Source organism: Paraglaciecola sp. L1A13, assembly GCF_009796745.1.
Taxonomy (GTDB): Bacteria; Pseudomonadota; Gammaproteobacteria; order Enterobacterales; family Alteromonadaceae; genus Paraglaciecola.
In genome coordinates this window covers 853,004-875,216 of the sequence record NZ_CP047024.1, presented here as the reverse complement: position 1 = coordinate 875,216, position 22,213 = coordinate 853,004, and the positions used below count along the sequence as shown (strand labels likewise).

The following is a 22,213-nucleotide window of genomic DNA, read 5'->3' as shown; positions in this document are numbered from 1 at the left end:
TTATGATTTTATACATCGCAGAAAAACCAAGTCTCGGCCGAGCCATTGCTCAGGGGTTTGCGGGGCGACAACAAAAGCGTGACGGCTATATTGAGCTAGAAAACGGTGATTGTGTCACTTGGTGTATTGGTCATTTATTAGAGCAAGCACAGCCAGATAAATACAATCCTATTTATGCCAAATGGGCGTTACAACATTTACCTATCATCCCCCAAGACTGGATATTAGTGCCTAAAAAAGGCACCAGCAAACAACTGACTGTGGTGAAGCGTTTACTCAAAACTGCCAGTCAAATAGTCAACGCTGGCGATCCTGATCGCGAGGGACAGCTATTGGTTGATGAGGTGATCACCTACTGTAGAGTTAAGCGAGCATTGATCGATAACGCTGGACGCTTATTGATAAACGATTTGAATGTAAGCGCAGTCAAAAAATCATTAAAAAATATACGCTCCAACCGCGAATTCAGCGGTTTATCAATATCAGCCCTCGCCCGCTCAAGAGCCGATTGGCTTTATGGATTAAATCTAACCAGAGCTTATACATTGCTGGGGCAACGCGGAGGGTATTCAGGGGTGTTATCAGTGGGGCGTGTGCAAACTCCGGTACTTGGCTTAGTCGTTAGGCGTGATTTTGAAATTGCACAATTTCAATCAAAACCCTTTTACGAGGTTATCGTCACACTGGCGACACAGCAAAAGCATAACGAAGACAGTCAACAGTTTACTGCCAAATGGCAACCTAGCGCCGCTTGCGAGCCCTATCAAGACGAAGAAGGGCGAGTCATCGTTAAAAAGCTAGCTGAAACAGTCGTCAAAAAAACATCTGGCCAACCTGGGCTGGTTGAGTCCAATGCAGTCAAAAGTAAACAAAGCCCCCCACCCCTGCCGTATAATTTGTCTGCACTGCAAATCGACGCATCTAAACGCTTTAATCTATCACCGAAGTCTGTACTCGATATTTGCCAATCGTTGTACGAGCGGCATCAGCTCATAACTTATCCACGCTCCGATTCACGTTATTTACCCCTTGAGCATTTTCGCGAAGCGTCCGCTGTATTAAGTGCCATTAAAGCGAACTCACCAGCCCAGCAAAACGCGGTAGAAAATGCCAACTGTAAACTCAAGTCAAAAGCGTGGAACGACAGTAAAGTCGACGCCCACCATGCAATTATCCCTACCAGTCGAACGAAGGCCTTGGCAATTTTGACACCGGACGAAGCGAAGATATATCAGTTGATTGCTACTCAATATTTAATGCAGTTCTATGGGCCTCATAAATATCAGGAACAAACCGCAGTGATTACCATTGCCGGAGGCGAGTTTATGGCAAAAGCAAAGTCCACCACAGATCAAGGCTGGCTAGCATTAACCAAACAAAATGAGGATAAGCACGAGCCTCAACTCCCTTCCCTGACAAAGGGACAAATACTGGACTGCATTGATTCACAAATGGTTGAAAAACAAACCTCCCCGCCCAAGCACTTCAGCGAAGCGACGCTATTGGCAGCCATGACCGGCATTGCTCGCTATGTACAAGACAGCAACATTAAGAAGATTTTAAAAGACACGGACGGTTTAGGTACTGAAGCCACCCGTGCGTCGATTATTGATTTACTTTTTAAACGTCTGTTTATGCAAAAAGTAGGTAAGGAAATACACGCGTCTCCCACAGGTAAAGCGCTGATAAACGCCCTTCCCAGTGAAGCAACTCAGCCTGATATGACGGCTATTTGGGAGTCAAACCTAGATAAAATTGCCCAGCGACAGATGCGTTATCAAGATTTTATGCAACCCTTAACGCTATCACTTACACAGTTAATCGGCGCCAGCCAGCAAATAGACACGAGTCAATTCGCCGGTCTTGCGTCGACTAAACCCGCTTACAAAAAGAAATGGCGAAAGAAGAAAGCAAATTAATAAATTTTTAATAAAAAAAACCGCTCGGCTAACCCTAACGGTTGCTTAGTTTTGCTTTTACTTCAGTTTGCTTCTACTTGCGGCGACGTAATAACGCGCCAAATATACCTAGAGCTAACAAAGCTAACGCGCCTGGTGCAGGTACATTAGTAACGGGGGTATTAGCGTTTAACGGCGTAATGCCATTAGCAAACACGGTTGGTGAACCATCAACTTCTAATATCCCATATAAAGATGAGCGGGGTCCATCGCCATAAAATTTGAACCCTCCCCAACTTTGACCATATCCTAATGCCCCATCGAAATAACTATACCAATTCAACGTATTTTCACCGTCTTTAAAAAAGTCATCAATATCACCGTACAAATCTTGTGCGGTGTTCACTTCATCATCTACACCGTATAATTTTTCAGTTTGCCAATTAGATGCATCGATCGTCATAGCAGTGTAGCTAACGTATTGATTTCCAACCCAAGCATCAAGTTCATCGTCAATCCATGCGACGGTATCCACATTCGTTATACCAAACCCCACCAATGTACTGTTCACTAGATTGTTAGTGACAGTGTATGTTCCAACCCCTTTGTCCGCATAACCAGGATCGATTTCATCATCTCCGCCGCCGCAAGGTATTGAGGAAAGAATAGTATCATCACAGATCACTCCTAAATTTGCAGAGTCTAGAGGTTGCACAACATTACTCGGCTCAGAGTTTGGCGCGCTACTTGGCTCAGAGCTAGCCTGAAAACTTTCCGTAAAATATATACCATTCAGATTATCAACATTATCGATAACCGTTGCACCAGTATGCATAGTGGCTACACCTAAACATAAAACGGGAAATACGTGCTTTAAAGAGATTAATTTCATTACTGCTTCCATGTGATTTTATTGACTTTTTATAGCGTCTAAGTTTTTAGAGGCGCGGCGAATAAGCAAAAAACCAGCCACTAAAAAATACCCTTTAATATCAATAGCTTAAAAATTAACAATTTTAACACTGTAAAAAAGCCTGACAAGTTAACCTGATGATTTTAATAGATATATATTGAATAAATCTATTTTTAACCACAAATAAAAAGGACGGAATATTTAAGTCTAAAACATCCGTTTATTTTGCAGGAAGTAATAACCTCTACAACACAGATAAATTAAATTACCCAAGCGCAGTGTTACTTTTTAACGACGATGTTAGGATAAAGGTTGAATTAGATGTAAAGGATGAATGCAATGATAAGGAACGTCCCGGGCGCTTTGAGCGTCTTTATAATATCGGTAAGTTTGATGCTGAGTTTACCGAGTAAAGGTGTTGAGCTGCCCACAACCCAATACAGTCGATTGCCATTAGTGGTAAAACCCGATTTATCACCCAATGGCGAGCAAATTGCTTTTATCAAAAACTACCTCAATCCCGAGGTTTCTGTGCTTTCCGTTTTAGATTTAAAAACGAACAAAGTAAAAATGTTGGTTAAATCAGATAATGAAGGTGTGAAGGTCAGCTGGTTTAGATGGGCCAATGAAGAAACGGTCATCGTCAGCCTGCGGATTGCCCGCACCCAAGGCACGGTAAAGTTCACTGAAACGCAGCTAGTCGCCATAAATATTGGTGAAGATGAAGTCAAGCAGCGTAATTTATTTAGACCAAAATCCGGTCGTTCGAACGAACACAGATCACAATTTCAAGATACAGTCGTGTCTTTTTTGCCTGATGATCCTGACCATATACTGCTCGCATTAGATCTCGATGTGGCCAACATGCCATCTGTATATAGAGTCAACATCAACACGCGAAGTAGACATCGACTACAAAGAAGCAAAATGAGGGTACGAAGCTGGATGGCCGACCGTCAGGGCAATGTGCGCTTGGGTGAATCTCTTAACTATAAAACGGGCAAAGCGTCTATTCATTATCGTTTACCAGGGGAAGACGATTGGCAAAAGATGTTTGAACACAACGCACTAGAAGAAGTGAGTATCGCACCTTTGGGCTTTGCGAAAGACCCCAACATATTATTTTACAATGCTTACAAGGGCGATAAAAAAGCCTTATATAAAATAAACCTTACTACCCAGGAATCCACATTAGTCTTTGAGGATCCCGATTATGATGTAGATGGCTCACTGATTTATTCCACCAAGCTTAACGATGTCATTGGTATACGCCATGCTAATAGCCCGACGGGCAGAATATATTGGGATGAGAATTATCAACATTTCCAAGCCTCGTTAGACAAAGCTCTACCTGATACGAGTAATTATTTAATTGATTTTAGCGACGACGAAGAAAGCTATCTACTTTATACAGAAAGCGACTTTATACCTGGTGAATATTTTTTAGGTAATCGTCCAAAAAGGTCGCTGGTGATGCTCTTCGAGCAATATCCAGGTCTACAAGACCTCGCCCCCACCAACCACAATTTAGTGAGTTATACCGCGCGAGACGGTACAAAAATAGAAGGTTATTTGTCCCTGCCCAATGGGGCCAATGGGCCCATTGCAACCATAGTGCACCCTCACGGTGGACCTGGCGCGAGAGAATATGACGGCTTTGATTATTGGACGTCATTTTTCACTAATCGAGGATACGCCGTCTTTCGCCCTAATTTCAGGGGCTCGTCGGGTTACGGCAAACAATTCGCCAATAGTCAAATGCAGGGTTGGGGATTAACTATGCAAGACGACATCACGGATGCCACCCACTGGCTGATAGATGAAAAAATCGCTGCCCCTAATCGCATATGTATTGTAGGGGCGAGTTATGGTGGATATGCTGCTGCCATGGCCACCGTTAAAAGCCCTGATTTATTCAAGTGTGCGATTAGTTTTGCCGGTGTGATGGATCTACAACGCTTAGTCAGTAAGAGTAGATATTTTCTAAATAAGAAATTTGTTAAAAAGCAAATTGGCGACGATGAAGATGACTTAGCGGCCCGTTCTCCTTATTACAGCGCAGAAAAAATTAATATTCCCATGCTATTACTACACGGAGAAGATGATCGCGTGGTAGAAGTAGGTCAAAGCCGTGAAATGTTTGATGAACTGCAAGATTTAAACAAAGATGTCAAATACGTGGAATTGAAAAATGGCGATCATTATTTATCTATTCAACGTAATCGTCATCGAGTATTTGCAGAAATGGATGCTTTTTTAAAAGTGCATTTAGGCGACAACGCCTCAAGCCAATCCGCCGCTATTAGCGAATAAGTGCTCAGCAAGCAATAACCCAAATTGTGCGCTACGTCAGTTTCAGTTGACCTAGCGCAATGAAGACAGCGGCTAGTGTGTGCGAAATTCTACCGGCTGCTGAAACTCATATTTTCCTCACCTTTTTTTGAATATTCCCCCAAACCATCGGTCGCAATCGATACGCAGTCCCCCTTGGGCTGACAAATACTATTTCAGTTCGATCATGATGATACTTGCCAATAACAAAAGTCTGATGATCAACCATATATACACAAAACCATATCTATCTCCCATAGGTTTGGCTTAAAAAATTATCTGTAAACCAGGCGACGTTATCAATTTATACCAGGTTCTTTTTGCGAAGCCTGCGAGCATAAACAAAGCAAAATTTATATTTTTGAGTGTTAAAAATGGAATTGTAAGATTAATTTTCTAAGATGCACCTTTAAAGCCAAACCCTGTAAGCTAAATTATTTTTTATCACTTAATCAGGAGGCAATTATGCCCGTTGTAAAAGTAGCGTTAGTTACAGGTGGCTCAAGAGGTATTGGCGCAGCGATAGTGCGTAGATTGTCAGCGGATGGTTTTGCAGTAGCAATTAATTACGCTAAAAATGCCGAGCCGGCAAAAGCGTTGGTGGCCGAATTAAAGAAAGCGAATCGCCAGGCAGTGGCGGTTCAGTGCAATGTCGCCATTACCGATGATGTGAACGATATGTTCAATACCGTTGAAAGCGAATTAGGCCCAATTAACGTATTAATAAATAATGCGGGGATAATGATAAATGCCCCTGTGGCGCAAAGCGAAGAAGGACATTTTGATGAGCAAATCGCCGTCAACTTAAAAGGGACATTCAATACACTTAAGCAAGCGGCAAACCGTATGCCCCATGGCGGGCGAATTGTTAATCTGTCCACCAGCGTAGTTGGCTTAAAATTAGAGAACTACGGTATTTACGCAGCAACAAAAGCAGCGATTGAAACCCTCAGTGCTATTCTAAGCAAAGAATTACGCGGCAAAGAAATCACCGTTAATACGGTGGCACCGGGGCCCACAGCCACAGATTTATTTTTAAATGGCAAATCACAAGAAGTGGTTGATCGTTTAGCTAAGATGAGTCCATTAGAACGATTAGCCACACCTGATGATATTGCTCGTGCAGTGGCCTTCTTAGTTGGCCCTGACGGAGCATGGATAAATGGCCAAGTGCTACGAGCAAATGGCGGCATAGTCTAAGTTCAACCTTCACGTTAGCGGCTACACCTAAGCCGCTACACCTGAGCATTTAGTTAGCTACAGCTTCAATATCTATCCAAAAAATTTCCGAATTGGTCCCATAACTACAAGCCATTATTGCGTTGTGACCTTTCCTGACAACCTCACTGAAGTAAACAAAGGCACTGACAAAACTTTACTTAAACGTGGAGTTCTTCAGCATTATCACGTTGTGCTCTTCGATTTCTTCTAATCGTTTGCTACTGTCTTTTTAGAGATAGATTTACTGGCGCATTTGACCAGAATAGCTTTGAACTAAGGGCATCACATGCTGCTAAACCACCGTTACAAGTTTTTATATATACACATCGCCAAAACAGGTGGAACAAGCGTTCGTGCGGTCCTTAATAAATTACGCTGGCAAGACCCTATGTATTACTTAATGTTTCCCTGCCACAAACTAAGTAATATGAGCGGCCATATTACAGGCACTAAGTTCCCACGTCACTCGGGTGCCATCGCAGCCAAAGAAATGTTGCCCGACGCTTTTTTTCATCAGTTATATAAGTTTGCGTTTGTTCGTAACCCTTGGGATTTGCAGGTTTCTTCTTATCATCATATTCAGCGTGAAAAGCCAGCACTGCTAGATGGTATTAGAAATTTTAAAGAATTCATTAAGTATAAATTTGACCCTGCAAGACCGTATATCTTCCACTTTGATATTGCTACAAAATTACAGAGCGACCATTTAGTCGACTTAGATGGCAATGTGATAGTGGATTATATTGGACGCTATGAAACCTTAGCCGAAGATTTCAACGTTATTAGTCAACACTGTGGTATGAAAAACGTATGTCTTCCTCACAAACGCAAAGCCCTCGACCGCCAAAAAGATTATCGCAGTTACTACGACGATGCATCAATTGCAGCGGTTGCAAAGCATTACCAACGTGATGTTGAGTTACTCAATTATCAATTCGAATAAAAACAGCCACATCAATGCCCTTGTTCTTCAGCGTAAGGTTAAGCCCCTTTACTCAATACGTCTTTTAAGGCGGACAAGTGTGATTCGAAATTTTTCCATTGGTCCATTCCAGTACGATAAATTGGTTGCCTAACCTGTTCTGAGCTGGGCGTTTTAATCGCTCGTTCAGTCTTATGGAAATCGATACATTGTTGTTCAAACGGCAATCCACAGAAATCGAGTATGCGCTGCACTTGCCCATGTAAATCATCAATAAGCGCTTCGTGTTGTACTTTAAGCACAAACCCTGGCAAAACGCTGTCCCAGTGGGACATCAATTTTTCATAAGCTCGATAATAGCGTCCAATGTCTTCAAGCCCGTAACTGAACTCTTGCCCATCACCAAATAGTTGCTTAAAACCGCTAAAGCAGCAGGCCATTGAATCACGTCTTGCATCGATTACTTTTGCGTTAGGCAGTATCAGCTTAATTAGACCTATGTGTAGAAAGTTATTGGGCATTTTATCAATAAAAAATGGCGCTCCCGCGCGATAAACGTGAGTATCTTGCAGGTATTTCTGCCCAAAGCGGGCAAAGTAACCTTTATCGAGATCTGACAATATTGCTGGGTATTGATTCTTCTGACCTTGTAATTTAGAAGCCAACCCGAGAATATCATGCAACTCCATGGTGCCGTCCACTTTAGAATGGGAAGCCAAAATTTGTTCAAGCAAGGTTGAGCCTGCTCTGGGTAACCCGACAATAAAAATGGGGTCAGCGCTTTGCTCTCCAACTGCTTGCAAGCGAGCAAAAAGTTCTGGCCGGCAAGTTTCGATTTGCTTGGCAACCTGACCTTCGAATGCATCAGGGTTGTACTTGATCTGTTGCTGCTTGAGTTGATTACCCTTGGCATAATGTGCAAACGCAGCATCAAACGATTTTCTGTCTTCAAGAGACTTACCTAAGGCAAAATGTAAGTGAATTCTATTTTCTAGGCTAACCTTGGGTTTACTAACAAGTGCTTCCATTGCGGCCAGTTCAGCATCGCTAAAATGGTAGGTTTTGGTATTCGCTAAACTCCAATAAGCATCACCGAGTTCATTATTGAAATGGTAAGCCCGTTGGTATGCGGCAATCGCTGCGGATAAATCCCCTTGAGCTTTTAACGCATGACCGAGTAAAAGCTGTATTCCTGGTTGATCTTGATTTTGCTGCAACAAGTCTTGATAGATTGAAATGGCTCCTTTCACTTCCCCTAAACCGACCATGGCACTGGCTTTAGCACAGAGTAAAATCGCGTTAGAGGGCGACGCAACCAATAACTTATCAGCTAATGTTTTGGCTTCAGCAAATTTAGCCATTTTAGCCAGTAATTTTAGGTAAGCCATACCCGCGACTTTGTTCTGGGGATAAAGCTCAATACAACTACTTAGAATAAATTCTGCTTCGCCGTAAACTTTTAATTGAATACCGATTTCAGCCAATAACAGCATTGCTTCAGCATGATGCTTTTTAGTTTGTAGAAACTGACGGCAAATCCTGTCGGCAGTATGTAAATCTCCTTCATACATTAAATCCGTCGCACCTAAAACCGCGCTTGGTAGTGCAGCTAAATATTCAACTTGTCCTTTGGCAATCGCCGCTGCTTTGCTATTACCCTGTTTGTCATAAAGCGGTTGTATTGCACGCCAGCTAGATAATAATGCGGGATTAAGTTGTGTCGCTTGATAGAAAGCCTGCGCGGCTTTTAGATGTTCTCCCATAGCCGAATACAAATAGCCATTTTCTTGCCATGCGCGGGCATGCTCAGCATTCAGTTCAAGTAACATTTTATTCGACTCAAGCGCCCCGTGGTGCTCCCCTTGTAGTCTTTGCGCAACAACCAACAGATATAATACTTCGATTCGGTCGTTGTCCGGTAAATCGGCGGCAAGTTGCTTCTGGCAGAGCAAAATGGCCTCGCTAAATTTTGCTTGCTGAATATTTGTTTTGATCACCTTGTACACTTCTTGAATTAAAGCATTAGCTTGACCGTTATTCTTAGTGCTCAATATTGCCACTCCGGGAGTTATATGTTGGTAACAAACTTTGGGTCAGTTGATCTTACACCCAATAAAAAAGGCAAGCCAACATAGGCTTGCCTCTTACAATTTCACTTACTTGTTTTGGGTAAGATTAAAAGAAGTCGTAAGACATTCTTAAGCCAATTGTACGTGGTCTGTTAGAAACAATTTTGGGCGTATATTGTTGAGCATCAATATACAAAGTTGCGTGCTCATCAGTTACATTATCAATAAATATTTCTGCTTTCCATTCATCATTGGTAATACCAAAAGCGAGGTTTGCTAACACGTAACTATCCTGAATATAACGTCCACCTTTAAAGGTTTCTCCATTGGAATCTGGAAAGGTCACGCCTTCATATACATCTGCTTCTTGTTCGATACTTAAGCCGGTTCCCGTTCCATAAACCAATTGTGCAGTATCTTCAAGCGCGTAAGCGTCCATGGACATACTCGCGAGACGATCACCGGTATAACTAATAGAGCCGTTTACATAAGCGGTTATGCCGTTATCCAATTCATGGAAGTAGCGTGCTCGTATGTTGCCCGAGAAATCAGCGGAGTAAGGTAGTTTGCTGCCAACAGGCGGTGCAATACCATCTAATGCAGAATTAATACGCGTCAATTCGGTATCTAGAATACTAAATGCCGCATTGATCACTAGGTTATCTGTTGCTAGCCAAGTGATATCTGCATCTAATCCGCGGATTTCAGCGTCGCCTACATTATCTGTGAAGACTAGAAAACTGATGTTAGTGGGGTCATAACGTGAAGTCTGCAAATCGCTAATTTCAGAATAAAATGCCGTAGCATTGACCCGTAATATACCATCTAAGAAGTCACCTTTAATGCCTAGCTCGTAGTTATCGAGTGAATCTGTGGTCGAATAAACAGGTATTCTAAAGTTCTCGAATGCGCCAGTTTGATTGGTAGCCAAACCACCGCCGACTCGGTTAGTAACAGGTGGACGGAAGCCTTCAGAGTAGGTAGCGAACAGCAATATATCTTCGTTAACCTTCCAATCGACCGATGCTTTAAGGATCACATCATCAACTGTTAATGTGCCGTTATCGTCCAATAAGCCCACTTCAAGTTGACCACTTTCTATCGCCGCTATCACTCCGGCATCCAAGCCTGATGCTGCCAACTCGTCTGGGTCTTGAGAGCCGAACGCACGCAAGCGACGGCTTACATCAACCGTGGTGGTCGAGCCTTTATAGGTATCTTCAATTTGGTACCAGCGGGCACCAAGCGTGGCTGTTACAGTTTCGCTCAGGTCATATTCAAATTGCCCAAATACCGCGACTTGGTCAATATCATGGGTGATATCGTTCACAAAACTGATACTTGGCTCAAACGGCCCACCATTTGAGTTTATGCCTTCAGTACCCACTGTTGTTCTGGCCAGATTGTCGAATTTTTCTGTATTAGCAATATTAAATTTACCCACTGATTTTAATTCTTGCTCATCATAAAATACGCCAGCAGTCACGCGCCATACGTTATCACTCGGTGTATTAAAACGAAGCTCATGGGTCATACGAGTGGTATCGGTTTTTTCTTTATAGTATTTGGTTGGATCCAAGCAACGTTCGTCCTCTGCAGCAACATCACCACCATAACTACAAACATAATACGCGGAGAATAATCCGCCATTTGTATAACCGGTATAATCAATGGTTGAATTGATTGAACGATTTAAGTAGCCACCAGTATAAACCACGTCCAGTTTATCCATACGCCCTTCAAGGGTCCAAGTGGTTAAACCAAATTCATCGTCGTTATCTTCTGGTACAAAACGGTTAGTTGACGTTTCACCTTCAAGGTTAGGATCGTAAGAAAAAACGCCTTCGGTGCTTAATGTTTGCTGGGTATGCTGTACCAACAAATCCCAATCTTCATTTATAATGTATGACAAACCAAATCGGGCGCCTGAATATATTGCATCGTTGAAATCATCTTCAACCAAGGCATCATTTTCAGGTGAATCAACTGGCGTATTCTGCGGATCACTAAGCACACCGCCAGATATTCTGTCGATGACTACAGCGCTACCAATATAGCCGCCATTGTTTGGATCATTGCGAATGTTATCAATCCAGCCGCCTTGATTGTCAGAATACGCTGCCACACGTACCGCAAGATCGTCTGTTACAGCAAAGTTCATAAACGCTTCGACTGAGTTGCTCATCTCACCACCTTTGGTGAAACCGGTGCTTGTATCAACGCCAGCAGAAAAACCGCTGTGATCAGGTTTTTTGGTGATCAATCTTACGGTGCCTGACTGCGAACTGGCACCAAAAAGTGTACCTTGTGGACCTGGCAGTACTTCAATGCGCTGCATATCTGTGGCGTATATATCTAGATTTCGACCCTGCATAGAAACCGGCTGCTCATCTAAATAAAAAGCCACTGACGGCTGTAATGCCTGTACTGAAGAAACTGATATATTACTTTGTGTGGTAGCAGCACCGCGAATATAGATTTCGTTCTGACCAGGGCCAGTTCCCTGAAAAATCACGTTTGGTAAGAATTCGACGTATTCTTGAAAATTATCAACACCAAGATTTTCCAACGCTTGGCCATTTAGTGCTGTAACCGAAACGGGAATATCTTGAATGGATTCAGAACGTTTTGTTGCAGTAACTTCAATGGTTTCAATGTGAGCTTTGCCTGCTTTGCTTGCATCTTCCTGTGCAAACGCTGAGGTAGTTGCGAGGGCGGCGATTACCGCACAGCTTAATTTAGATATTCTCATGTGCTAATTTGCCTTGTGTGATCGAGTGTTTTGAATATTTTTTGGATGCTTTATTTGGTCAATTATTATTCTAGAGCATTATATTAATTCTATAATGCTAAACCGCAAAATAAGTTCAACACGAATGATTATAACACAGCACAAAACTCTGAGCATAAAGTCCTTTTTATAGAAAAGTCTTTATAACTAAGACTTTATATTGATACCTAAATAATAATAACTACAAAAACTGTTGTAAAACACCTATATATCAAGCAATTGGTTCGTAAACGAATTATTTCACTACTACACTTTCAACCTTTTTTAACTGTATATTTTGCGACCATTTAATAAAACTAAAGTATATGGCTAAGTGGTCATACATTAGGTCTTTTTTGGATATTTTCTGAATTTATCAAGACGCGTTAGCATTACGCTTAGGTATTATGTTGATCATGTCGAAACAACCGAGAGACCTATTTAATAGTGGACTTTTCCTTAACGGTAGGCACAACGTGCAATATTCACAACACAGTGAAACGTTGCTGAAAAACATGGTTAGCTGAATTTTTTAACCGTCGTGACGAGCAAAGAAACCAATGAGAATATTTTTTCTTTGCTTTTATGAAGCAGTGCGATGCCAAAAATGCATTCACCGAGCTTGTTAAATACTCGGGGGCTTTAATATCGCGAATCATAATATTTAATGTCTTTTAAACATCACGAAGCCTGCAAAGCAAGTTAGAAAAAGTGTTAAAAGGGCAGGCTCTGGCACATGGACAGGCATATTAATGGGTACTGCAATACCGGCAAAATTAAATTCAAACACCTCATCAGGGTAATCCAAGTGTCTACCGAAAATACTCATACTACCGGTATTAGCAAAGGCCGTTGCATTCGAATAAATCGACAAGAAATAGCTATCTTGCTGGGGATTTTCAAATAGGTTAGATATAACAAGGGGTGATAGAAAATCAAAGCTGAGTTGATTTCCGTCAACGGAACGGGAAGCCGAGTTCGGCCCTTTATCACCTACGCCGTCAGTTCGATAATTTACGTCTAATTCAAAATCAGAAAAGCCCGAAATAACGGCTCTGTCTACCAGAAAGTTTCCACTGGTATTATTCAAAGAGGAGATAATCCTAGGTGCAAATATTAAATTACCGTCTGTGTCTGAGCGAGAAACACGATTTTGTATATTAATGCCGACTTGAAAAATATCGTTACCACTGGGTGATACAGAATCGTAAATAAGTTCATCATAAATAACCGGACCTGCTAAATCAGGTTGCATAACAGCCGTTGTACCCGCGAGGTCAATTGTATCATCAGATACCAGCAAAGCGGCATTAGATTTAATTGAGGTAAGTGCAAGCGCACTGCCTAGTAAGATGCCTATTAGCGTGACCTTAGTCATATTAATACCCTCATATGTGTTAGTTATATTCCGTTATTGGCTCCGCCTGACTAGAAATATTCCCCAGCAACATTAAGCAACGAGCAAAGACAGTCAGTACATTTATTGTACAATAAGATCCGTATTATTGCGTATTTCCAACTTGAAATTTTTATTAACAAAACGGAGAAACATCACAAAACAAATATAATCTATGCTTTCGCGTTAGGGTTAGGGTTAGGGTTAGGGTTAGCTTGATAAACTGGACATTAAGAGAACAAGACAAGAATATGAAAACACATAATAAAAAGGCCGGAATTAACCGGCCACATTATTTATTCAAGCGTTAAACTTGCTATCTACGCTTAGAGGTCGTGTTGCTAACGGGCCCAAAAGCGTAGGTTACGTAACGAACTGATAAAGTCCTTGGCAGACGCCTTGTTCAGATCAATCCAGCCAGCGTCCATTTTATCTTCAAGAGCCGCCGCGGCAAACAGCGCGAGGGCACTATCGGTATAACCTATGTACTTCATATGAGCATATGCATCACTAACAAAATCTTTTGCTTCAGGTATCTTTGCCAGCATTTGGGCACCTTCTTCTGTCAATAACACCAACACCCCATCGTACAACACAGAAGGCCCACCGTTGATTACTTGCTGGGCGGGAATATGCTTGCCTTTACTACATGTTACGCCACCCACTTGAGGCGCAACAACTTCATAATTAGCACCCTCTACCTTCAGGGCGTCGGTTACATCGGCGAATATCTTGGCATCTAAACCATCGCTGACTAATATGCCCAACTTGCGACCTTTAAAGCTTTTAGGGCCGTTTTTTAAGATACTTAGCGCATCTGATACAGGTAAGTCGTGGCGGGTTTTCATCGCTGCTTCTGCAGCTTGTGGCATAGCTTTTAGGCCCAATCCGTCTGCGACTTCATTGGCTAACGTTTCATCAATATTGAGTAAGTGTGATACTAACCGCTCCCGAATAGGTAAGTGCTCTACTTTTGATAGCTCGAAAATAAAGGCACTGTGTATATGTTCTTGCTCCACGTCGGTTTGGCTCAAATAAAACTGACGGGCTTGGCTATAATGATCAGCGAACGTTTCAGAACGATAACGTAATTTGTCACCGCTCATAGGTTCAGATGAACTCTTGTAACCGTGTGCTGGGCACTCACGAGGGTTGTTCTCTCCCCCATCCCATGAATTAGGTTCATAATTCACTCGACCTTTAGGATTCTGCATCGCCATATGACCGTCTTGTTGGAAGTGACGCATAGGGCATTTTGGGGCATTGACGGGAATATGCGTAAAATTTGGTCCGCCAAGTCGCTTAACTTGCGTGTCCAGATAAGAGAAGTTACGCCCTTGTAACAAAGGATCAGGCGTGAAATCCAACCCCGGTACAATATTTTGCGTACAAAAGGCAACCTGTTCAGTTTCTGCAAAGAAGTTATCCACTACCCGGTCAAGTACCATGCGTCCAATGATTTTGACTGGCACCTGTTCTTCAGGGATAAGTTTGGTTGCATCAAACACATCAAACTCAAAATCGTCAGCGAATTGTTGATCAAATATTTGAACGCCTAGCTCCCACTCGGGGTAATCACCTTGCCCGATGGCTTGCCACATATCACGACGATGAAAATCAGGGTCCGCACCGTTTAGTTTTAACGCTTCATTCCACACGACGGACTGCAAACCGCCTTTGGGTTTCCAATGAAATTTAACGTATTTCTCATCACCCTTAGCATTAATAAATTTAAAGGTATGTACGCCAAAACCCTCCATAAAGCGCAGAGATCTTGGAATAGCGCGATCTGACATCGCCCACATCACCATATGCATCGACTCAGGCGATAGGCTGATGAAATCCCAGAAATTATCATGGGCCGTTTGCGCCTGAGGAAAGCCGCGGTCCGGCTCAGCTTTAGCAGAGTGAATCAAATCAGGGAACTTCATGGCATCTTGAATAAAGAACACTGGAATATTGTTACCCACTAGATCCCAGTTACCCTCTTGGGTATAAAATTTAACAGCAAAACCACGCACGTCGCGGGCTAAATCAGGCGACCCCTTGTTACCTGCAACGGTAGAGAAACGCGCAAATACTGGGGTTTTCTCTCCCTTACGTTGAAAAATATCCGCACATGTGAGTGAGTCCAATGACTCATATGTCTCAAAATAGCCATGGGCACCATAACCCCGAGCATGCACTACGCGCTCTGGAATACGTTCGTGGTCGAAATGAAATAGCTTTTCTCTTAGTACATGATCTTCTAATAAACCAGGGCCGCGGCTACCCACTTTTAGAGAATTCTGGTCATCACTCACGGGGCATCCCTGAGCAGTGGTCATAGTTGGATGGGCATCAGTCGCGGGTTGATGTAACTCGCCGCCTTTGCCTTTATTTCCTGCGTACTTAAATGATTCAGTCATGGCTAGTCCTTCATTGCAATGGGAATAATAGAGTCAATATCTAGCGCGTTACATAAAGCGCTAGCGTAATTGCATAGTGCAAAAAAAAGACCAGCGGTTAGTGCGAGCAATTAAGCGGGTTTGCGCAGCATAAGCGATAAAATGAGGGCCATGGGGGGGTAAGCATTTACACTGTCTAATGTAAAATTTTCTAAGCGATGTTTAACGGCAAATGTAAGTTAAACGCATTTCGAGTTTTTCGCATATAGCACTACTGAGATTCAGCCTCACGGGTGCTTGGCTGTTTCGAAGGTGTATCGCAAATTATGGTTAAAGCAGGTGACTAGGTCATTGGAGTTTGTAGACTGTATTTTAACGATATAAACGCTAATACGGGTTTAGTGCGCATCTGGGTTAGGCCTTCAAGCCTAGAGCCCTAACCACCCGCTATAATCAACACCAAGGTATCTTTTAATACCTTTTGCATATCTGTTTCTATATTCATAATCAGTTCCAAATTAGGTCGTCCATGACCTTATTAATCATTAATTTGAAATTTTTATTTTGCGTTGTAACTCTTGAGCTTTTACCGATTTTGGTAACTTAACCTTGAGCAATCCTTTTTTAAACTCAGCTTCAATCGCATCTTGCTCAACGCTTACAGGCAATCTAAAGCTACGTTGAAAGCTGCCGTAATTGCGCTCCATTACATGCACATTGTCATCAGTGTCAGCTTCATTTTCGTACTTCTTCTGACCACTAAGCGTCAAAATACCATCCGACAAATCTAACGCAATGTCGTCATTATCTAACCCTGGTAATTCTGCTGTTAAGGTATACGCCTTTTTACTTTCGGTGATATCAACCTTCGGATTAACGAAATCGAGCTTGCTTTCGCCGCTGCCGATTGCTTCTCGAGCAAAAGGTAAGTGCGACGTAAAGTTTTGTACAAAATCATCAAAAACGTGTTGGCCAAACAAATTTGGAAATGAACCGGAAGATTTTTTGTCATCAGAACGATTATTTACAGATAGATTACTCATCATCAATCTCCTCTTAAAAGTCTAAATTGGGAAAACTGATAAGCACACCGCCTATCAGTTGGTAATAGTAAACTAGATCTTTCCACTTTTGATTTTGATCCAGATCAAATATTAGTAAGGCGTTTTATTAATCTAACGAGATGTTCGCAACGACCCCATTGGGTGACGAGAATTTAAGTCGCAGTGCACACCGCTATGCACTGAACACGTCGCAAATAACACCGCTCCATAGCGATCAATTAAGCACCTCGCCAAAAGGCAGAGGGCATTTGATTACTAGCGTGAGAATTTACGGTCGATTAGCGCAAGCAGTAACGAAGCGTTGTGCGTTATAACGGTGGAATGTTAAGAGCCCGTTGGCCGAAGGCCAGCGAGTAAAATTCTAAGCACCTTTGTCAGCAAATTATTTTCTTACTATGAGCTTTTTGAATTTTTACTTATCCAACTTATGATTTCTGGGTAAAGATCGGTAATTTTTTTATTTGCAGATTTATTTATATACAAGCGAATAAGTTCATTATTAAATGCTTTAAATTTATAGAAACCTCTCTTATTTACCATGAATTCTTCAGTATAGTTTTTAATATACTTATATTCTTGCGCAGAATAATTATCAATTGCATATAAAGATACCATTGACCAAGTCATATACTCATTAAACGTCAAATACGGTTTATTGTATCCACCACCTTTATACCAGGGTTTTAAATCGACCAAAGCAGTATTTATATCGCCTAAAAATTTATCTGAAATTGGATTAACGTACGTATGATCAATTTCAGTAAAAAATGAGCGAGTAAATTCTAACGTTTGAATGGATAAAGGGACTTCATCATTTTCATAGCGGTTAGGTGCACTAATAAACATAATAGATTCATTAAAATCATTATTAGAAAACATCCGAGAACTATTATTACCTGGGCCCAATGGAGAAAAGAAAACCTTGTAACTTTGGTACCTCCCAGGAAAATTAACTTCCAACCATCGCCAAATATTTTTTGGCTTGGCACCTGATTGAAATGTATTACTCAAGGTTGAGTAATACTCATGATGTTGCTTATAAAACGTTTTGAAATCACTCTTCTTTGCGAAGTCTTCTAATACGCTAATATTGTCTTTGACATTATCAATCGCTCGAAAGCCTTTATATACAGGGGACTCTTGTATTTCATCACCTCTGAACACATAGGCTGCAGCATTTTCGACGAAGGAATAATAATCAACATCATTCAGTCTCATAAATATTTCATGGTCTTTAAATGTTGAAAACCATGCTAGAACATCCGAATAATATTTTCCTTTGGCGTACATTTTATAATTTTCTTGATGAAACTCATCCGCTAAAGCTAAGATTATGTTACTCAGCTCATAAACTTCCGGCGTCTCAACACTAACTTTCCCCCTGTGTGATTGCATATATTCTTCAGTATAAATAGCGGGATTAGTCTGAATATTAAATGAAATTGTTTTTATCTTTTCACCAAACTGTAAATGTACCCGTTCGAAACTGTTACCTTTTTCTGAAACAAATAAATTCTCACCACCATATTTAATTTCAAACTTCGGGTTACTCCCCCAATAAGTTAAGCTCATTACTTTACTTTCAGGTAGTAAGTTAAAATCCAAATCCTGACTAAAGAAATCATCCTGAACCAACACAAAATTAGGTCTTTCTAAAATTATATAATGCTCACCTGCTTGCGTTATCCTAATTGAGAAAAGCAATAAAACTAACAGTATATATTTCATCGTAGATTATCCTTCAAAATTCGTTACTGGCGGTAAATGCAGATTACACTTCATTCATAGGCTAAAAATGGTTGGCTAAAATAACCAGGCACAAGTTATAGCTAGGGGTTTGAAGCCCTTCACAATGAGTGATGATTGAGCGAGTAATATATATCACCGTTCGACTAATGTTGATTGGCGTCATAGTATGTAGTTACCTCGGTTTAATTTGGTAATTTCCTTATCTTCCTGTCCCATCGGAAATAAGATCAAAAGGAATAGTCAGTCGCCTCGGTCTCTATGTTCCTTATTAAAAACCATGTATAAAATATTATCCATTAGTAAATTAATAATATGGCTGTCTTGGGCATTTCACTTAAACGTAGCCATCGAATATCACGGTCCCATCACCGCGTATTAATAGCTAGATTACAATAAGATAGTAGGTTTATTTCTTAAGCTGGATATCAAATAACTTAGCTCTATAAAACGAAAAAAACGGACCATAGGTCCGTTTTTTTGCTGTAATTTCCAACTAGATTTGTCGGTTACTACTTTGAAATATTGTAATCAAAAAATCTACTCTTCTATATAACTCTCAATACTTGGGCAAGAACAAATTAGGTGGCGATCTCCGTAGACATCATCAATACGATTTACGCTTGGCCAAAATTTGTTTTTAGCTACGCTCGCGACAGGATATGCCGCCGTTTGGCGATCGTAACTGCGATCCCAGTTGGCGTCGCAGATATCATCCAAGGTATGTGGTGCGTTGTGCAACGGATTATCTGTTTCGCCCCACTCGCCTGATTCAACCTTAGCCGCTTCTGCATGTATGCACACCATCGCTTCGATAAAGCGATCTAGCTCTACCTTGGCTTCAGATTCTGTAGGTTCGATCATTAATGTACCTGCTACAGGGAAGCTCATCGTGGGCGCATGAAAACCGTAATCATTTAAGCGCTTAGCAATATCAACTTCTGTAACGCCTGATGCTTCTTTAACAGGGCGTAAATCGATAATACATTCGTGTGCAACTCGGCCATTACGCCCGCGGTACAACACGTTGAAGTGACCGTCTAGCTTGTTGGCGATGTAGTTGGCGTTCAAGATTGCGACTTCAGTGGCTTTTTTCAACCCAGCACTGCCCATCATCTTGATGTACATATAGCTGATAGGCAAAATAGAAGCACTGCCCCAAGGCGCAGCAGATACAGCACCATTGCCAGCTGTTGTGTTGCCGGTGTCGACCACTTTATGATTCGGCAAAAATGGCGCTAGGTGTGATTTAACACCAATGGGGCCCATACCTGGGCCACCGCCGCCGTGCGGGATACAAAAGGTTTTATGCAAGTTCAAGTGCGATACATCAGAACCTATATAGCCTGGCGAGGTGATGCCAACCTGTGCATTCATGTTTGCGCCATCTAAGTAAACCTGACCGCCAAACTCATGCACTATGTCGCACATTTCTTTGATCGTTTCTTCGTATACACCGTGGGTAGATGGATACGTGATCATTGCGCACGAAAGGTTGTCGGCAACTTCAGTGGCTTTTTTACGCAAGTCTGCTAAATCGACGTTGCCGTTTTTATCACAGTTGACCACCACCACTTTTAAACCAACCATTTGTGCTGAAGCTGGGTTGGTACCGTGGGCTGAACTGGGAATAAGACAAATATTACGATGTCCTTCGTTACGACTTTCGTGATAATGCTTTATCGCGATAAGGCCAGCGTACTCACCTTGAGCACCGGAATTAGGTTGCATAGAGAGCGCGTCGTAGCCAGTGATATCAAGCAACCACTCGCTGAGTTCGTCTAGCATTTGGCTATAGCCTTGTGCTTGTTCAATTGGTGCAAAGGGATGCAATTTACCGAATTCAGGCCAGGTTACAGGGATCATCTCCGCTGTCGCATTTAACTTCATGGTGCAAGAGCCAAGACTTATCATCGAGTGGTTTAGCGCCAAGTCTTTGTCTTCTAAAGATTTGATATAACGCAACATTTCAGTTTCTGACTGATAGCTGTTGAATACTTTGTGGGTCAAAATATCACTGGTGCGCACCAATTCAACAGGAATTGACTGGCTACCTTTGGCCACAATTTGCTGGTCAAGTTGGTTCAGATCTAAATCATGTGCCTCGCCTAACAATACGTTGAACAGTGCATTGATGTCGTCACGAGTGGTGGTTTCGTCAAGGCTGATACCGACGGCACCTTCAATATCGGTACGCAAGTTCATTTGCGCTGCGTTGGCAGCGGCAACAATCGCGTCTTTTTTATCGCCAACGTTTACCGTTAATGTGTCGAACCAAGTGCTGTTTACTAGGCTCAGTCCTTTACTGGCGTGCTGTTCGATACCTGCCGCAAGAATATCGGTCAAACGATGTATGCGCGAAGCAATGGTTTTCAAGCCTTCCGGGCCATGATACACAGCATAGAATGACGCCATATTAGCGAGCAATACCTGAGCAGTACAAATGTTTGAGTTGGCTTTTTCACGGCGTATATGTTGCTCACGAGTTTGTAACGCCATACGCAAAGCTGGGCGACCACGGGTATCTTTTGACACACCAATAATACGACCAGGTAGAGAACGCTTATATGCATCGCGAGTAGCGAAGAATGCAGCATGTGGCCCGCCGTATCCCATCGGTACGCCAAAACGCTGAGCAGACCCTAATACAACGTCGGCGCCCATTTCGCTTGGTGCTTTGAGCAATACTAAGCTCATGATGTCTGCAGATACGGCTACTATGCCTTTGTTTGCTTGTATTTGGGCGATGATATCAGTTAAATCATTCACCGAACCTGTGGTGCCTGGGTATTGCAACAAAGCACCGAATACGTCTAGGCTTGTGGCCTCTTTAGCACTGCCAACAATCACGTCGAAACCAAACATGTCGGCACGGGTTTGAATAACGTCTAATGTTTGTGGATGCACATCATCAGCCACAAAAAATGTATTTGATTTTTTGTTTTTTGATACACGCTTTGCCAGACCCATTGCTTCAGCCGCTGCTGTTGCTTCATCAAGCAAAGATGCCGAGGCTAACTCCATTCCTGTTAAGTCAATCGTGACCTGCTGGAAGTTAAGTAACGCTTGCAAACGGCCTTGAGCAATTTCTGGTTGATAAGGCGTGTACGCTGTATACCAACCTGGATTTTCTAACACGTTACGCAATATAACATTGGGTGTTAGTGTGTCGTGATAACCCATACCGATATATGAACGGTGTACTTTATTCTTGCTGGCAACCGATTTTAAATAGGCCAACGCTTGTGCTTCGGTTTGACTTTCACCCACGTTAAGGCTTTGGGGCAAACGAATGCCTTCCGGCACAGTTTGTTGCATCAAGTCGTCCAGTGAGTCGGCACCGACGAATTCCAACATCTCAGCCATTTCAGCTTCACTTGGGCCTATATGACGGCGAATAAAATCTTGAGTTTGCTCTAACTGCGAAAGGGAAAAATTAGCATGTGGCATAACTGGCTTACCGATTCCTTAAAACGTGAGTGACCTAAATCAAAAG

At 42.1% G+C, this 22,213-nt stretch carries 12 protein-coding genes; 4 read left to right on the top strand and 8 right to left on the bottom strand.

The genetic code is table 11. The features are described 5' to 3' along the window. The first annotated feature begins 2 nt into the window (after nucleotides 1–2). Entirely contained in the window at nucleotides 3–1,919 is a 1,917-nt protein-coding gene (locus tag GQR89_RS03575; RefSeq protein ID WP_158768799.1) for a DNA topoisomerase III, read from the top strand. Nucleotides 1,920–1,992: 73 nt separating this feature from the next. Here GQR89_RS03575 and GQR89_RS03570 read toward each other — a convergent pair whose 3' ends face one another. Continuing rightward, the gene (locus GQR89_RS03570; protein WP_233269065.1) at nucleotides 1,993–2,790 is read right to left on the bottom strand and encodes a PEP-CTERM sorting domain-containing protein; all 798 of its coding nucleotides are present in this window, start codon (nucleotides 2,788–2,790) and stop codon (nucleotides 1,993–1,995) included. Between the two features lie 414 nt (nucleotides 2,791–3,204). Here GQR89_RS03570 and GQR89_RS03565 point away from each other — a divergent pair, with 414 nt between their 5' ends. From GQR89_RS03565 to GQR89_RS03555, 3 genes are all read left to right on the top strand, one after another. Beyond that, nucleotides 3,205–5,124 carry a S9 family peptidase gene (locus tag GQR89_RS03565; RefSeq protein ID WP_233269064.1) on the top strand — a complete coding sequence of 640 codons (1,920 nt, stop codon included), beginning with the start codon at nucleotides 3,205–3,207 and terminating at the stop codon, nucleotides 5,122–5,124. Nucleotides 5,125–5,607: 483 nt separating this feature from the next. Then, complete coding sequence (locus tag GQR89_RS03560; protein ID WP_158768796.1) at nucleotides 5,608–6,342, top strand: SDR family oxidoreductase; 735 nt, start codon at nucleotides 5,608–5,610, stop codon at nucleotides 6,340–6,342. A 307-nt stretch (nucleotides 6,343–6,649) separates the two neighbouring features. Beyond that, complete coding sequence (locus tag GQR89_RS03555) at nucleotides 6,650–7,306, top strand: sulfotransferase family 2 domain-containing protein (RefSeq protein ID WP_158768795.1); 657 nt, start codon at nucleotides 6,650–6,652, stop codon at nucleotides 7,304–7,306. Between the two features lie 38 nt (nucleotides 7,307–7,344). On the opposite strand, the gene GQR89_RS03550 is transcribed toward GQR89_RS03555, so the two are convergent. From GQR89_RS03550 to gcvP, 7 genes are all read right to left on the bottom strand, one after another. Then, the gene (locus tag GQR89_RS03550; protein WP_158768794.1) at nucleotides 7,345–9,336 is read right to left on the bottom strand and encodes a tetratricopeptide repeat-containing sulfotransferase family protein; all 1,992 of its coding nucleotides are present in this window, start codon (nucleotides 9,334–9,336) and stop codon (nucleotides 7,345–7,347) included. A gap of 124 nt (nucleotides 9,337–9,460) precedes the next feature. After that, the gene (locus tag GQR89_RS03545) at nucleotides 9,461–12,106 is read right to left on the bottom strand and encodes a TonB-dependent receptor (RefSeq protein ID WP_158768793.1); all 2,646 of its coding nucleotides are present in this window, start codon (nucleotides 12,104–12,106) and stop codon (nucleotides 9,461–9,463) included. Between the two features lie 682 nt (nucleotides 12,107–12,788). After that, nucleotides 12,789–13,502: a hypothetical protein gene (locus tag GQR89_RS03540; protein WP_158768792.1), complete on the bottom strand. Its 714-nt coding sequence runs from the start codon at nucleotides 13,500–13,502 to the stop codon at nucleotides 12,789–12,791. Between the two features lie 359 nt (nucleotides 13,503–13,861). Continuing rightward, nucleotides 13,862–15,928, bottom strand: coding sequence for a catalase (locus GQR89_RS03535; RefSeq protein ID WP_158768791.1), 2,067 nt, complete (start codon nucleotides 15,926–15,928; stop codon nucleotides 13,862–13,864). Nucleotides 15,929–16,452: 524 nt separating this feature from the next. After that, a complete protein-coding gene (locus tag GQR89_RS03530) occupies nucleotides 16,453–16,950 on the bottom strand; it encodes an Hsp20/alpha crystallin family protein (protein WP_233269063.1) in 498 nt (165 codons plus the stop codon). Nucleotides 16,951–17,364: 414 nt separating this feature from the next. Beyond that, on the bottom strand, nucleotides 17,365–18,699 hold the full coding sequence (locus GQR89_RS03525; RefSeq protein ID WP_158768789.1) for a DUF4932 domain-containing protein: 1,335 nt from the start codon (nucleotides 18,697–18,699) through the stop codon (nucleotides 17,365–17,367). 558 nt (nucleotides 18,700–19,257) lie between these two features. Beyond that, nucleotides 19,258–22,167 (bottom strand): aminomethyl-transferring glycine dehydrogenase, encoded by a 2,910-nt coding sequence (gene gcvP / locus GQR89_RS03520; RefSeq protein WP_158768788.1) that lies wholly within the window; start codon nucleotides 22,165–22,167, stop codon nucleotides 19,258–19,260. Between the last annotated feature and the right edge of the window lie 46 nt (nucleotides 22,168–22,213).

What these genes read in the sequence shown, in the direction of transcription:
- GQR89_RS03545 (WP_158768793.1), bottom strand. Translation starts at nt 12,106, where the DNA reads ATGAGAATATCTAAATTAAGCTGTGCGGTAATCGCCGCCCTCGCAACT.
- GQR89_RS03565 (WP_233269064.1), top strand. Translation starts at nt 3,205, where the DNA reads ATGCTGAGTTTACCGAGTAAAGGTGTTGAGCTGCCCACAACCCAATAC.
- GQR89_RS03525 (WP_158768789.1), bottom strand. Translation starts at nt 18,699, where the DNA reads ATGAAATATATACTGTTAGTTTTATTGCTTTTCTCAATTAGGATAACG.
- GQR89_RS03560 (WP_158768796.1), top strand. Translation starts at nt 5,608, where the DNA reads ATGCCCGTTGTAAAAGTAGCGTTAGTTACAGGTGGCTCAAGAGGTATT.
- GQR89_RS03555 (WP_158768795.1), top strand. Translation starts at nt 6,650, where the DNA reads ATGCTGCTAAACCACCGTTACAAGTTTTTATATATACACATCGCCAAA.
- GQR89_RS03540 (WP_158768792.1), bottom strand. Translation starts at nt 13,502, where the DNA reads ATGACTAAGGTCACGCTAATAGGCATCTTACTAGGCAGTGCGCTTGCA.
- gcvP (WP_158768788.1), bottom strand. Translation starts at nt 22,167, where the DNA reads ATGCCACATGCTAATTTTTCCCTTTCGCAGTTAGAGCAAACTCAAGAT.
- GQR89_RS03570 (WP_233269065.1), bottom strand. Translation starts at nt 2,790, where the DNA reads ATGAAATTAATCTCTTTAAAGCACGTATTTCCCGTTTTATGTTTAGGT.
- GQR89_RS03530 (WP_233269063.1), bottom strand. Translation starts at nt 16,950, where the DNA reads ATGAGTAATCTATCTGTAAATAATCGTTCTGATGACAAAAAATCTTCC.
- GQR89_RS03535 (WP_158768791.1), bottom strand. Translation starts at nt 15,928, where the DNA reads ATGACTGAATCATTTAAGTACGCAGGAAATAAAGGCAAAGGCGGCGAG.
- GQR89_RS03575 (WP_158768799.1), top strand. Translation starts at nt 3, where the DNA reads ATGATTTTATACATCGCAGAAAAACCAAGTCTCGGCCGAGCCATTGCT.